Here is a 16,691-nt window from a genome sequence, read left to right on the forward strand (position 1 = left end):
TATCTATCTCCACTCATATTTCCGGTGGAAGTCGCGTATTTCTTTCAGGTAGAGTTGTGGTGTGTTATTCATCTTGTCCCATGCTTCCGGAATCAAATGAAAATCGGGAGTAACGTCGCGCATACCAAACCGCAGGTTGGTGTTATTGACAACAATGCGTTCGTAGTCTGCTACGGACATGCGATAACGTCTATCCAGTTGTTCCCGGATTCGAAGGCGCTGCTGCTGCTTCTGCCCCTCTCCGGTGACCATACCACTGTAAAATTCTGAGCAACAACCGGAGCCATAGGAGAAGCAGCCAATGCGGCGCGGCGCATCAAAATTTCCGTTATCGATGATACTGGCCAGCGACATAAAAACAGTGCCCCCCATAATGTTGCCAACACGCTGGCAATAATTCAACCCTGGCGCTACTCTTTGCATGAAATCCAGTTCAATTTCGTCAGGCGATGCCTTTACTATTTTTCGCATAATGGTGCGATGCGCGCCTTTCACCATCCCGCCAAATGGTGTATGAAAAGCAAGATACTGGAAAGAACTCCGGTAGTCAGCTTCCGTTACACGCTTCCTGTATTCCAGGTAGGCCTGCTGACTGCATTCCATATAAGTCATCAATGACAAGTCAACATTACCTGCTTCACTGTCAGGCAAGGGTCTGCATGCATCCATTACTTCATGACCATAGTATCCGTTGGCTCCTACATCTGCACGAAACACAGTGGGTTCTCCGCTCACCAGCATAGCCACACCTCCCGCACCACTGCTTGGTTCTGCAAAAGACCAGTCCTCTGCAGGCGCTTCATTTCTGCCGGCAACTGTAAAACGGCTGATATCAGTGGTAACTACCAATGCTCTGGCCCCAGGAGAAACCCCTGAAAGAATAAAATTTAAAGCCATCTGAAAACCCGCAGTACCGGAGTAGCATGCCTGCTTTATTTCGAACAGCCGGCAGTTACGGCTCAGGCCAAGATAGTGGTGCACATAAGTGCTGAGTGATTTACCAAAATCAATTCCGGACTCAGTACAGGTGATCAATAATTCAATCCTGTTTTTTTCCGCGTCGGAAAGCATATCCACGATAGGTTTGGCTGCATTAACAGCAAATGTTACAGGATCCTCCCAAGGTAAAGCAACTGTTTTTTGCTTTATAAGAAGATTTTCAAATCTGGCATTGTCCAGCTGACGATGCCTGGCCAGTTCTGTCACATCGAGATAAGCGGCACCACCGTAGATGTACATGGCTTGAATTCCCGCTGTTGTCATAGCTGATTCTGTTTTCCGGTGATCAGTTGCTGTTGTTCTTTGATCAGCGCCGCCAGCTCCCCGATATTATGCGCACCTTGTAATGCTGTCAATGGTATGTCCAGTGAGAGTACCTCTACAGTAAGTGCTAAAATTTCCACCCTGTCTATTGAATTAGCCCCTAGTTCTTTTAGTTGATCTTCTTCCTGAAACTGATGCTCTCTGAGTTCGGGTAATACTTCCCGGATACTCCTGATAAGGGTCTGAAAAATCTCATCCATTTCCATGATGTTTTTTTTCTGAGATTAATTGATGTAATGTCTGATCGGCAATGTCAATATCCACTATCCCCCATTGTACTTTCAACAACAGATCGCCTACAAAATCAAGTTTGGATAGCTGTCTGTCACCTATTCTCCTTTCTTCTTCCATCCTGATCATCTCTCTTTCCAAAAAGCCGGCAAACTCGCGGATAGTAGGATAATCAAATACCCTGGGGGCCATTATATCGGTGCCATAATTTTTGTTGATACCCTGTAACCATTGCATCGCCATAATTGAATCGAATCCGATATTGAGGAAATTTTCATCTATATCGATTTCCTCTGCTGAAAGAGACAGGATACCGGCCAGCCCTTCGCGTAATTCCAGGTATAATTTTTCAACTGATGGAGTCCGGTCAGGAATGGTTTCCGGTGTAATTTTTTCTTCTTTCCGGACAGGTGGGAGTATTATTTTTATCCGGCTGATTTTTTGTATGATCTCCTTTTTGTCCCCGCACAATACCATTATCTGTGTCAGACCAGTATTCATAGCCTGATAAAGTGCTTTCACGCCGGAGGTTGATGGTAAAGGCAAGAAACCGGAGCGCTGACGCCACCACTCTTTTATCTGTTCATTCATCTGCATACCACCATCTTCCCATAGCGGCCAGTTAACAGAAAGTGTTTTACCTTTTACGTCTCCTCTTACTATCAGATTATTACGATATGCCGCGTAGGTATCCATGAATGCATTTCCCATAGCATAGTCGGCCTGGCCTTCGTTCCCCAGAGCTCCGGCTACAGAGGAGAAGAGTATCAGAAAATCCGGATTCAGCCACCGGCTTGCTTCATCAATATTAATAAGGCCAGTTACCTTAGGCTCCAGTACCTGTTGTAGTTCTCTAGTTGTTTTTTTGCTGAGGAAGTTATCTTTTTTGACTCCTGCCGTGTGTAATATGCCGTTTAATTTTCCATACGTATTGTGTATACTGCTGAACATTATTTCAACAGCCTGACGATCGCAAACATCCACCTGTTTATACACCACAGTGGCGCCGGTCGCCTGTAATTCCTGGAGATAGCGTTGTTGTTCTTCACGCAGCGGGGTTCTTCCAATAAGAATAACGACCGGCTTTTCGACGCGTTGTACAATCTCCCTGACGAATATTACCGCCAATCCGCCCGCCCCTCCGGTAATCAGATATACACCATTGTCTTTCCAGCAATGTTCAGGTGAACCGGACAAACCAGTTATTTCTTCCCACTGTCTGATTTCTGTTTGTCTGTGGTGACAGCGCATGTATAGATTTTCAGGATATTCCCGGCCCTCTTTCAATTTATCAATAATTTCATCAGTGCTTTCATTTGATGAAATTTCAAGCAATTGTCCACAACATAGTGGCTGTTCCTTCGTCATTGTTGACAACAGAGCTGCCAGAGCAGGAGATAATAAAGAAGACGTCTCAGTCATGAATTGTATCAGCATCCGCTTTTCGGGTCTGCCTTTTAAGATCTGCTGTACTGTGTCCAACGCCCATTCAGCATAAGCCACAAAGGTATCCTGTGCTGTTCCCTGGTACAACGGTCCCGTTATAAAACGAATACCAGTCAATTCCTTTTCTATCGCTGTGGCAATGCCTGCACTCAAACCGCAGCTTATTACAATGTGCTCATGATAAACAGGCATCGTGTTACTACCGGTTAGCAGTTTTGTCCAACCGGGGCACATCAGGAAGGTATCATCCTTCGGTATCCCAACTTCCATTATAGATAGGCCGGTGATGGACACCTGTATGGTTCCATTTTCATCGTAGAGATCAATATCGAACCGTAATGATTTATCAGACAAACTAATGTTATGGCTGTGCCTTACCACCGCCCACATTGCAGAAGAGCACCCGCCGAATACTTTCACTTTCTCCGCAGCTACCGGCACCATCGCCTTATGTGATGCAGGCACCAAACCAATCAGCGATTGAAATGCGGCATCCAGTAACGCTGGGTGTAATATGAAGGAAGTCAGGCTGTCTTTCATCGTGGCCGGAAGTTCCAGCCTCGCCACCGCTTCGCGCTCTCCGATAAAAATTTCCTTCACTACCCGGAATGACGCCCCATAATTCAGGCCAACATTACTGAACAAACTATAACAGGCTTCCGCAGTCATGTACCCGCTATTACAACCATTCAACCTTGTTTCCGGCTTAAGCCTCACCGGTTGTATCTCAGCAGATCCGGCAATGAATCCGCTGTTGTAAACAAGTGGGTTTCCGGTTGTACTTTCACCATACATTTCATATTTTACGCGCCCACCTTCCGCATGTAAACATACATGTACCGTTTCCGCTCTTCCATCCACGACCAGCGGACGAAGCCATACTATCTCCTCCACACAGATACTGCTATGCTCCGGTATGCTTTCCACAGATTGCCGATATGCAGTCAGCACCATTTCAATACAAGCTGCACCCGGTAATGTCTTTCTTCCCGACACCATATGGTCTTTCAGGAAAAATTCAGTTCCATTGAAAACACTGCTGAAGCGTTGTTTTCCAAATACAGAAGTGTTGGTATGTAACAGTTGATGTAACTGCCCCGAAACACCTGCCCTGATTTCATTGGGAATGGTGGCAGATGGTATCCAGTAACTTTCGCGGGCAAAAGGATAACCAGGCAGATGTAAGCGGGCGGGTTGATGTTCTTTGTACAGCTGGCGCCAGTCAATATCCAATCCGTTCACCCACAGTCTTCCTATTTTATCCAGTTTGCCTTTTTCTATCCAGGTACGAAAAAGAATACCCGCGTCTTCATCATGCATCAGTAGGTTTGTTTCCTCTTGTTGATTCTTCGCATTGCCTGTCATGATACCTGCGCCTTCCGGGAATTGATCGCTTGTTGCTACTCTGTTGAACATTTCTACTATCTCATCACAAGTAGCCGCAACAAATGCCAACCTGTACTCCATCTCTTCCCGGCCTATCTGCAAGGTATACGCAATGTCCTGCACCGACAACTCCCTATGCGTTTTAATATATCCGGCCATCGCGGTAACATAGGCCTTCAGGCGGTCTTCATTTCTGGCAGACAATACTATCAATACCGGTGTTACAGACATTGAAGAACGTATTCTCTCTGTTCTAAATTCTTCGATTACGATATGCGCATTTGTGCCGCTGAATCCAAACGAACTGACCGCGGCTCTTCGCAGGCATCCCTCAGGCACACTCCAGGGAAGCGCTTTTGTATTGATATAAAACGGACTTCCTTCCAGCCGGATATGCTCATTCAGCTTTTGGAACTGGGAATTAGGCGGCAATATCTGTTCGTTCAGTGCCAGTAATATTTTCAGTACCCCCGCCACACCTGCGGCAGCCAACAGATGCCCTACGTTACTTTTAACGGAGCCTAATACACAATAACGCTGCTTCTCCGTGAAGCTCCTGAATGCAGTGGTCAACGCTTCCACTTCAATCGGATCACCCAATCTGGTAGCCGTTCCATGTGTTTCCACCATGGTAATAGTTTCAGGATCGATGCCAAATTTTTTATAAATCTCCGCTTCCAGCGCCGCCTGTGATTTAACGCCGGGAGCGGTAATACCATTTGTCTTACCATCCTGATTAATACCCCATCCTCTGATCACCCCATGAACAGGATCTCCATCACGCAGTGCATCCTGTAAGCGTTTCAGCAGTAGCACACCTACGCCTTCTCCTGGCACAAAGCCATCTGCGCTTTGATCAAAAGTATGGCACCGGCCACTCGTGGATAACATTCCGGCGTGACCGGCCATTAAATGCAGAGAAGGACCAGCGAGAACGCTTACGCCTCCTGCCAATGCCAGCTCAACTGTATGAGAGGCAAGATTGGTACAGGCTTCTGTTATGGCCACAAGAGAAGAAGAACAGGCAGTATCTATAGAAAGACTCGGGCCTTTGAGATTAAGCAGATAGGAAATGCGGGCACTCAGTATTGCAAGCGAGCTGCCCAATAATTCCTGTGCACTCAGCTCCCTGCTGGTATTACCCGCATAGTAATCACTCGCACTACATCCTACATAAACGCCGCAACGGTTGCCAGACAGCGACGCAGGATTTATTCCCGCATCTTCAATGCAATGCCAGCAAGCGGCCAGGAACAAACGTTGCTGAGGATCCATCCGTAGCGCATCAGCGGGAGATATATTGAAAAATCTCGGGTCGAATTTGTCCGCATCTTGCAGTACGCCCATCCATTGGCAATTTGTTTTACCCGGAACACCTGGAACCGGATCATAATATGCTTCAACTGACCAACGGTTTTCCGGTACTTTAGAGATACAGTCTTTTCCCTGTAACAGGTTACTCCAGAATATACCGGGTGTCGGAGATTCAGGCAACTGACCTGAATATCCAATAATAGCAATGCCTTCCACTGCCGGCAAAGCCGCTGTTTTTTCTATGACCGTTCTTTCTGCCTCCACAACCGGTGACAATTCGACTACCGGTAAGGAGGGAATAACTGACACTTCCTGTTCTTTCCGCACAGATACAGGGTTATTATGTTTTTGCCGCAAAGCCGTCTCCAGAAAGGCTGCCAGGTCAATCACAGAAGTATGATCATATAGCACCGTTGCAGGCAACGATAATTCATACTGTTTGTTGATCTGCATAATCCACTCTACCCCCAGTACAGAGTCCAGGCCAAGATTAAGAAAGCACTCTTTGGTATCAATATCCTGCCCCGGCAGATATAAAACTGCACCCAGGCTTTCTGCAAGCTCCTGTTGCAGCTGGCGGATTGAAAAATTAGTCTCAGCGGAAAAATCACCTGATAGCATCGCAACGATGTCAGGTGCAACACCTATAGTTTCCCTGGCCATGTCAGCCGGTGAAGATTCATCAGTTTTTCCTGCCAGTTCTGTATTCAGCATTTCAGCCATTTCCCGTAAGGTAGGATAGTCATAGATCCTGGTAGCTGGCAGAGACAGGTTATACTTTTTGTTGATCATTTCAATCCATTCCACCCCCAGAATAGAGTCCAGTCCGAGGTTAAGGAAATTCTCATTTACATCTATGCCTGATGCAGGAATAAACAAGATTTCACCAAGGCATACAGCCAGTTCGTTCTGAAGTGTTTTCATACTAATGTTTCCGGCGCCTATTCTTTCTGCTGAAACAGTTACATTTTTATTAACTGGAATATTATGTATGGCTGCCATCATTTTCTCAGTCTGCCTGTTCAGGAAGGATAAGGGTTGGATATGTGTCAGCTGGTAATGCTCACCGGAAAAGGGATAAACAGGTAAACTGATACGGCGCATTTTGCGATTGATATATAATTGCTGCCAGTCTACAGAATAACCATCTGTCCAAAGTTTCAGCAACTCCGTGTATCGCCGCTGCTGTATACAGTCATATATCAACGTTGTTTCGTTATCGACATCGGATTCAGTTTTCTGACATACCGGATTATAAAAAAAGTTCTGATGCGCAGATACGATACCATTAATAAATTCTTTCAGCTTTTCCGACAGTTCACGCCTGGTATCTATAATAAAGGCAATACGCGCCGCCATTTGCCGGCGCCCCACCTGTAGTGTATAGGCGAGATGCGGGAGTATACCAACATTCAAATCCTGCTCTTCGACAAACAATAACAATCGTTCTGCCTGTTGCTGCAATTGTTCTTTGCTCCCTGCAGATAATATCACCATGACCGGCATTTCACCATAGTAATCTGAGGGTACAGGTGATTGGATAAATTCCTGCAGGACGATATGCGCATTAGATCCGCCGCCACCAAACGAAGAGACACCTGCGCACAGGGGGACTTCCTGTAAAATACCATTAACAGTAATCTTTCTCCTCTCCCAGGTGGTTAACTGGCGCTGAACCTTAAAGGGACTGTCAGTAAAGTCAATAAAGGGATTTAATGTTTCCGCATGTAAAGAAGGCACCAACTGCCGGTGACGTAACTGCAACAGCACTTTGGTCAGCCCCGCGATCCCGGCTGCGCTTTCACAATGCCCTATATTGGATTTGACAGACCCTATAGTGCAGAACTGCTTATCATCTGTATAATCCCTGAAGGCACGGCTGAGCCCTTCAATTTCAACAGGATCACCTAACTCTGTACCTGTTCCATGTGCTTCCACATAGCTTATGTTGCGGGCATCTATCCCGGATGTTCTCAATGTTTGCAGGATGATCTCCTGCTGGCTTGCAGGATTGGGAACGGTATACCCATTTGTTTTTCCTCCATGGCTGATGCAGGTTCCTTTTATAACACCATAAATATTGTCTCCATCCTCAATTGCTTTGGATAAAGGCTTCAGCAGCACTCCCCCGACTCCTTCAGCAGGCACCATGCCATCCCCCCCCTTTCCAAAACTTCTGCAGCGCCCTTTGAAGGAAAGGAGACCTTTCTCGCGCAGTATCAAAAATTTGTTGGGATGTAATGAAACATTTACGCCCCCCGCTATCGCTACTTCGCAATCTCCCTGATATATACTGTTACACGCGAGATGCAACGCCGTCAGCGAAGAGGAGCACATGGTATCGACGCCCATACTCGGCCCTTTAAAATCAAAATAATAGGATACCCTGTTGGCAATAGAGGCAATAAGATTCAACATTGGACGTGGCGTTCCATGTAGCGTGACCTCCATCGCCAACAACTGATATTCAAGATAGGACGCACCAACAAAAACACCTACCCTACCATTGGTCTGTATATTCAGTGTTTCACGCGTATATCCTGCATCTTCCAACGTTTCATAGGCACATTGCAGGAATAATCTTTCCTGCGGTTCCATATTTTCTGCTTCACGAGGTGAAATATTGAAAAACAACGGGTCAAATTTGTTAACATTCTCCAGAAAGCCGCCATATTTGCAGCCGGCCTTTCCCGAAGATGCTTTCGCTTCGTCAAAATGCAGATGATAGTCCCACCGGTTTGAAGGTATCTCAATAACGCTGTCTTTTTCATTCTTCAGGTTATCCCATAGCTGATAAATATTCTCTGCACCAGGATAACTTCCAGCAACACCTATAATCGCAATATCTGTTCTGCCTGACAATGTATTGGAGGGTGCCGTAACTGGCTGAGATACCTCTGCAATGAATTCAGGTTTCGTTAGTCCTTCAGTGTTCTGGCTTCCCGGATCATCAGTAACCGCGCCGTTATTTGTTATACTTTCTACCGATAACAACCGCGATAGCAATTCAGGATACCTATTGATAAAATACCCGCTCACCTCTTTTAGATTAGGGTATTCCAAAAAGAGGGTATGTGGCAGGGGGCCGAAGGTCTGCTGTAACTGATTGGTCAATTGAATCATCATCAGAGAGTCTATACCATATTCCTCCATCGGCGTCTCATTCTGCACGCTTTCTATTGGTAAACGCAGGGCTGCGCTGAGGAAAGAACGGAAATAGTCCGTTACTTTTTCTTCAGTAATGAGCCTATCTGTAATAGGGCCTACAGGTTCCGTTTCGGGCACGCTGCTTTCTTCAGGACTGTTAATAAATATTGTCTTTATTTTACCCATATTTCCATGCATCACTGCTACCTGTGGTTCACCAGAAGCAACAGCGCGATAGAATGCCTGTATACCACTCCGTGCGTCCATCGGGAGCAAGCCGAACTGATGAAGCAGTTTCTGTTGTACTTGCTCGTCAACAAGTGTTTTACCCTCTTTCCAATAAGGCCAATTAACAGAGAGCATGCGTGTTTCAGGAACCGTCTGCCGGCAGCGGCAGTAATCATTGTACACCGCAGAGAAGGGGGGCACCGGCGTAGCAGCTGCCTTCTGTGCCGTTATCACCTGCATTTCCATCCGGTTCGCAGGGAAGCATACGTCGCAGCATCCTTCTTCCTCCAATACCCGCTTCCATGTTTCCGGATACAAACCGGGGCTTCCCGGTATACGCAAGGTTGTATCCTGATGAAGCCACCATCCTTCCAGAAGGCCGAACGTTAAATGCTGATACACTGTTTTATCGCGCAATTCAATAAGCAGTAACAACCCTCCTTCTTTTAAAGTGCTGCAACAGTTTCTTATTGCCAGTTGTATATCGCTGGTAGCGTGGAGTACATTTGCTGCAATAACAATATCATATGTCTCTACCCCGATGGATTGCGCATTGACCGGCTCTTCAACATTAAACAAATGATAGGTCAGGTAAGGATAATCCGGGCCATACTCATTTTCCGCATGGAGCAAAAATGCCCTCGAAATATCTGTAAAACAGTATTCGGCAATATGCTGACTATATGGTTGTAGCTTTTTAAAAATGTAGGCGCTTGTTGCTCCTGTCCCGGCGCCAATTTCAAGTATACGCAACTTTTGTCTGGGTTTTTGCCGCATAAAATCATTAACATACGCGACCACATAGTTGCCAACAAGGCTATTAAAATAGTCGAATACGCAGTTATTTTTATAAACCCCTTCAGCAAGCACCATGGAAGAACCGGGGAATATTATCTGTACTGCCGGCCTTCTCGCGGTGAGTATTTCCGGTAATGCGCGCAAGGTTATACTTACAAAACGCGCCCATGCATCCAGATCGGGGTCAGCTACCCAGACAGCGCACTGCTCTTCCCATTCCTTCCATAATACTTCTGCGCCGGGTAATTGTTTCAACAATGTGTACCGTTCGCCGTTACTACGCAGTAGTCCTGCATTCACCAATATACGCAGGGTTTCCCGCATCCAGCGATGATACAGCGGACTCAATCCAATATGCACCTTCAATTCTTCGATCGTACAGCCGGTATGTACATCCAGAAATAACTGCATGGACTGCAGCTGCCGGAGTAACAAAGCCGGCAGGCGGTTTTCTATTTCCGTCATCTCTGCTAATACAGCGTCATCATGCTGTTGAAGTAATTGCTGATGTTGCTCACCATAATGGGAAACATATTCATCCATGAAGGCGTTGGCCATAGCATGATCTGCCTGACCTGCATTTCCAAGTGCGCCGGTAACAGAAGAAAAGACAACAAATATATCCAGGTCGAAATCACGGCTTTCTCTATCCAGAAGCACCAAGCCAGATACTTTTGTTGCCAACACCTGTTGTAATTCCCAAGCTGTCTTTCTTATGATAAAGCTGTCTTTTATAACACCCGCGCTATGCAGAATTCCATTCAGGCGGCCATAATTTTTCCGGATGTGATCGAACAGGGTGGCGACCGCTGTTTCATTGCCTATATCGCCCAGTCTGTATTCCACCGTTGCTCCCAACTGTTGCAGGCTCATCATTTTCTGTTGTGCATAATCATCAGGGGCTGACCTGGCAACCAGGATAAGTGAAACATTTGCAGCATGATGCGCAATTTCCTCCGCAAAAAGCAGCCCTATACCGCTCAGGCCACCGATGATAAGATAAACGCCATCGTTCTTCCAGGGAAGAGTTCCGGAAGTAGTTTCCTCTATTTGCTTCCACCTTTTTACTTGCCGTTCTCCACCCCGGTAGCGAATATGTTTATCTTCCGGGTATACGCTGTTTTCGTCCAGTATTTTTGATAATGATATTTCATGTTCCTTATCGTAGATCTCTATAAGCTGACATTGCAGACCTGGATGCTCCCGCTCTGCTGTCTTTAAGAGCCCGGACAAACCTGAAAATCCGATATTTATCAGATCGTGGGTTATCAACAGCTGAACCAAAACTGCATTTTCAGCATACGTTTTTATCAAATCCTGAAAGGCAAGGAGCGCCTGCCCGGCATATGCTTTAAATTTCTTGTCGATGCTTTCTTCTGCTGACCACAATGTTATATAAGAGCATCCAGCCTGTGCTGTTAATGAATCAGAGGGCTCTTTTTCGCATAACATAATCAGCCGGTGTTTATAAGTATGCGGAAGCTTTGATACTATTGCAGCGGCTTCCCAGAATGGGTGGAAACACAATGTCCCTGTACCGGAATCTGCTACGTTGATGGCAAGGGCAGAAAACCCTTTAATAGATACAAGTACGTTACCTTGTTCATTTATCAGGCTGATATCGAGCTTAGGCACTTTATCTGTCGCACTGCTGCCAGTGCTGAAGCGAGCCGTCAGCCAGACATCTGTATTAACGTTTCCGTATACAATCAATTCTTCCAGCGAAAACGGCAGCTGCAAGGTTATTCTTTGATATGGCAAGTAATCAATCAGCAGCATCATGGCCCCCTGGAGCGCTGCATCCATTAATGCCGGATGCATAATATAAGTGTGTGCCTCTTCCTTTAATGGTGTTGGTAACATTATATGGGCCAATACTTCATTCTCAGCTACAGAGAGCGTATCAAGACATTTATGAGATGCCCCCAACGCAAGACCGGCCTTCTCAAGCGCTCTGTAGTACTCTTCTTTACTGACAGTAAATCCACTGCAATGTTTTGCTTGCAGGGCCGGAAGATCAAATATTGGCGCCGCGGACAGATTACCCGTTACGATTACTCCCTGATGGTATTTATGTTTGTTGCCAGCTTTATCTTCACTGTATACCAGATACGGGATGTTTTGAGATACGCCGGCAGCCAGTTCTACGAATACTTTTCCTGCCACGGAATTAAAGAAGAATGGTTGTATCCATGCTACATTTTTTATGGCGACGTATGTTCCTTTATTTATTATTTCCACAGCTGACAACTGCGCTGCAGCTCTTGCCATTTCAAGATAGGCAACACCTGGCAAAACACTTTTACCATTAATAATATGGTCTTTCAGATAAAATTCCTCCCCGGTAAATGTGGTACAGAAACGCTGTAGGCCATCGGTAGAAATATCCTCATGTAACAGTGGATGTAACCGGCTTGCAGGAATTAACTTTCTGTCTTCAGGTACAATTGAATTATCTTGTATCCAGCAATACTCTTCTGCAAAAGGATATCCGGGCAGACTGATACGTTGCGGATGTTCTGTCGGATATAACCTGTGCCATGACAGGTTTGCTCCCTTGCTCCAAAGCTCCAGCAGCTTACTGTACTTTCCCCGGCTTATCCAGGTATCCACTATTACATCCCAATCATCATCTGTATGCAGGAAATGTATTTGTTTATGATCTCCCGTTTGGCCGCAGTATATCCCATTTCCTTCGCCAACACCGCTTATCAGCCATTCCAGTTTCTTTTTTAAATTGCTCAGGCTATCGGCGATGAAAGCAACCCGCTGTTTCAATGCAGGTCGCCCTGTCTGTAAAGTATACGCGATACGTGGCAGATCCCTTTCTTTTACGCTTCCTTCTTCCACCATTTCTATCAGTAGTGCCGCGTATGCGTGCAGACAGGTTTGTGTTTCTGCCGACAAGACAATCACGAAGGGTATATCTGGTCTCACCTCACGGGGTGTGGCGGTATACTCTTCCAGCACTATATGGGCATTTACGCCACCGAAACCAAAAGAGCTAATACCTGCCCTCCTGGGCAATGCATTTCCATTTCCATCGCTGATCGGCTTCCACTCTACGTTTTGATGAACAATATAAAACGGACTGTTTTGCAAGGAAATGAGGGGGTTTACAGACTCCGCATGAAGCGATTTCACCAGTGTCTTATGTTGTAGTTGTAGTAACACTTTCACTATCCCTGCTATACCTGCTGCCAGTTCAAGATGCCCTATATTACTTTTCACAGCACCTATTCCACAGTGAGCTGCAGTAACCGCGGCATCGCCGCCTTCTGCATACAACTCCTGGAATGCGGCTTTTAGTGCATTTATTTCTATCGGGTCCCCCAATTTGGTTCCCGTACCATGCGCTTCTATATAACCCACCGTGCGAGGATCTATGCCTGCGCGTTTATATGCGTCCCTGATAACTTCAGATTGTGCATTTACACTGGGAGCAGTAAGCGAATTGGTATGGCCACCGTGGCTCACAGTGGAACCACGAATAATGCCATAGATATGATCTCCGTCGCGTTCGGCGTCTTCCAGCCGTTTCAATACTATTACAGCTACCCCTTCACCTCTCACGTACCCATTGGCAGAGCTGGAAAACGTTTTACAACGGCCATCCGGACTGGTCATACCTCCTTTCCAGAAGCTGAGCGATAGTTCGGGCGACAACAACGTGTTAACGCCGCCAGCCAGCGCCAGATCGCAGCTGCCGCTGACGAGTACCTCCGCTGCTTTGTGAACGGCTACCAGAGAACTGGAGCATGCAGTTTCAACCGGTTCGCTGGGTCCGTGTAAATCAAGCAGATAACTAATTCTGTTTGGGCCGATGGATGATACCAGCCCTGTAGAATAATAACCTTTTATCTCAGCCCCGGCATCTGTCACCAATTTCCTATAGTCATGCAGTGCCGTGCCGGCGAAAACAGCTGTTTTACTACCGGCAAGGCTGTATGGAGAATACCCGGCATCTTCAATAGCTTTCCAGGTATACATCAAAAGCAACCTTTGTTGTGGGTCCATATAAGATGCTTCTTCAGGAGATATATTGAAAAACAACGGATCAAATTCTTTTACGCCTTTCATATAGCCTCCCCAACGCAACCCACTTTTTAAAGTATCAGCATATGTGCGCCAATCCCAGCGATCAGCCGGAGTTTCGCTGATACAGTCTTTTCCCGCCCGGATGTTCTCCCAGTATTCATTGAGATCATCTGCCATCGGGAAGCGGCCAGCCATTCCGATGATCGCTACCGGGACGTTACCGGTTTGAGAAGATCCAGTTGCCAATCGTACCTGTTTTTTCTTCTGTAACCGGGAATCTGTCATGCCGGCAGAAGGACTGGATACAGGTACAGGTCCCCTCTGTGATATTGGGGAGGGAGGTAGGAGCGAAATAAAATGGTGGTGATATTCTGCTGCGAGAAATTTGGTCAGATTACCTAATGACCTGTACTCATAAAATATAACAGGTGTGATTTCGAGGTTCCATATTTCATTCATTCTGTTGGCAAACGCACTGAAAAGCATAGAGTCCAATCCACACTCACTGAAATGGGCATCCGGGTCCAGGTCACTGACATTCACTTTAAGTATGCCAGCCAGCTCTTTCGTGAGCAGCCGGAGTATTTCAGCTGTCAGCAAATTACGCTGCCATTCTCCATCTGCGGGTTTTGTGACAGGAGAATCAACAGCAACAATATGAGGTGATGCACTATCAGCCCAATGAGAGACATCTTTCAGATGGCAACCACGGAGGGTAATACACACATAGCCGCTTTCTTCGCATATATCAATGTTAACCTTATACTGCGAAATGTCCGGATCATTAGTGTCATCCGGACGTATGACCGCCCACATAACAGGGCTGCATTTTTTATATATCAGCAACTGATCCAGCTTATAAGGAACAGCAGTCCCTGGTAAAGGAACTCCCGTCTCTTCTCCCGTCAAACCAAGCCCTATTATTGCCTGTAATGCCGCATCCATTAAAGAGGGATGCAGCGTATGCCTATTTATATCCTGCCGTAAGGACTCAGGTAATACAAGCTTTGCCAGTACAAACTTCTGCCCGGCAAACAGCATTTCCATCGCCTGAAGAGCCGGTCCATATTCGAACCCTCCTTCCCTGTACAACTGGTAACATGTATCTGATGGGAAACAACCCTTTTTACAAGTTGTCTGCAATGCCGCTATGTTATGCATAGGTGCAGACTGCAACTCCTGTCGCGCGGCACTACCTGTTACATATATTATCTGCCCCCTATTTTCCAGTTCCTGGTATACTTCAAATGTTATGTCATTCTCCCGAACAGGCTTCAATTCAATAAATACCTCCCTCATCACACCATCGGCAATCAATGGGCGCTGCCAGCTGATATGCACGATGCTTATTTCATCGCCCCATCCAGTTGATTGCCGTACGGCCTCGTATACCATTTCCAGATAAGCAACACCAGGAAGTATCCGTCTATTGTGTATTATATGATCGCAGAAGAAGAGCTCTTCACCTGTAAAGATTGTTCTGAAACGTTGTCTATTTAAGGTAGAAACATTCTGGTGTAGCAATGGATGTAGTTGAGCATATCCGTCTGATTGCTGATCAGCGTTTGTATGGACATCGTCCGGCAGGAACACCTGATAATGTTCTTTCCGGAAAGGATCAAGCGGCAGACTGACTCTGAATGGTAATGATTCTCTGTTATAAAGCAGTGTCCAGTCTACTGCAAATCCTTTTATCCAGAGCTCTAATAGCTTGTTGTAGTTCTTTTGAACTGTCCATTCCTGCATTAACACCTTCAACTCTTCATTCGCCTGGAATGCATGCTGTGACTGGCTATGCCGCTCTGTCCGACCAGTAAATATGTCAGGTACCGGCTTATTATCAGTAACAAACGCTGTTAGTTTATCCAGCAACTCACTCCGGTCGGCAGCTATAAATCCTACTCTTTCTGCCAGATCATCTCTACCCGTCTGTAGTGTAAATGCGATGTCTTCCATAGGAAGTACATCCCTTTCAAGCAGAAAATTTCTGATTTCAGATACATACTGCTTTAACTGTTCTGCGTTCTGGGCAGAGAGTACAATTACTACCGGTGCGGGCAGTGTTATCCGATGCTGTTCCGGATAGCTCTCGATGACCAAATGCGCATTGGTGCCACTGAAACCAAAAGAACTGACTGCAGCCCTGAGTGGGATATCAGCTTCAGATTTCCATGAACGTAATTGTGTATTGATATAAAACGGGGACGTTTCAAAATTGAAGTTCTTATTAGGAGTATTCATGTTGATTGTTGGCGGAAGCTGTTTGTGAAGCATCCCAAGCAACACTTTCTGTACACCTGCAACTCCTGCGGCAGCTATAGCATGGCCTATATTACTTTTTACGGAACCGATAGCACAATATTGCTGTTTGTTACTTTTTTCCCGATAGACCGCCGACAACGCCTCCAATTCTATTGGGTCGCCCAACTTTGTGCCAGTGCCGTGCATTTCAACATTGGAGATACTACCGGGCTGAATATGGAATCTCTCGTACACTTCCCTCTCCACTTCCATCTGACTTTCCTGACTGGGTGCTGTAATGCCTTGTGTCTTGCCGTCCTGGTTAATACCCGATCCCGCAATTACTCCGTAAATATGATCATGGTCAGCCTCAGCGTCTTGCAAGCGTTTCAACACAACCCAACCAACACCCTCTCCTGGAACAAATCCGTTGGCACTATCATCAAAGACCTTGCATAAACCATCCGGAGATAACATTCCGGCACTGCACACTTGTACAAATAGTCCGGGATTCAGGCATAATGTTATGCCGCCTGCCA

At 46.2% G+C, this 16,691-nt stretch carries 3 protein-coding genes and 1 pseudogene; all 4 read right to left on the reverse strand.

Annotated features, from left to right (window positions below; genetic code table 11):
* Nucleotides 1-3: 3 nt before the first annotated feature.
* Entirely contained in the window at nt 4-1,263 is a 1,260-nt protein-coding gene (locus VM802_RS16680) for a hydroxymethylglutaryl-CoA synthase family protein (protein WP_325532505.1), read from the reverse strand.
* On the reverse strand, nt 1,260-1,523 hold the full coding sequence (locus tag VM802_RS16685; RefSeq protein ID WP_325532507.1) for an acyl carrier protein: 264 nt from the start codon (nt 1,521-1,523) through the stop codon (nt 1,260-1,262). Before VM802_RS16685 ends, VM802_RS16680 begins: the two co-directional genes overlap by 4 nt.
* Nucleotides 1,516-16,536, reverse strand: a complete 15,021-nt coding sequence (locus VM802_RS16690; RefSeq protein ID WP_325532509.1) for an SDR family NAD(P)-dependent oxidoreductase — start codon at nt 16,534-16,536, stop codon at nt 1,516-1,518. Before VM802_RS16690 ends, VM802_RS16685 begins: the two co-directional genes overlap by 8 nt.
* Nucleotides 16,537-16,680, reverse strand: a pseudogene (locus VM802_RS32370) (beta-ketoacyl synthase N-terminal-like domain-containing protein); the annotation flags it as partial. It lies immediately after the preceding gene.
* Nucleotides 16,681-16,691: the final 11 nt, after the last annotated feature.

This window comes from Chitinophaga sp. (assembly GCF_035538455.1).
GTDB lineage: Bacteria > Bacteroidota > Bacteroidia > Chitinophagales > Chitinophagaceae > Chitinophaga.

Bases quoted from the DNA above. Each gene is read 5' to 3' on its own strand.
- VM802_RS16680 (WP_325532505.1), bottom strand. From the start codon at position 1,263: ATGACAACAGCGGGAATTCAAGCCATGTACATCTACGGTGGTGCCGCT.
- VM802_RS16685 (WP_325532507.1), bottom strand. From the start codon at position 1,523: ATGGATGAGATTTTTCAGACCCTTATCAGGAGTATCCGGGAAGTATTA.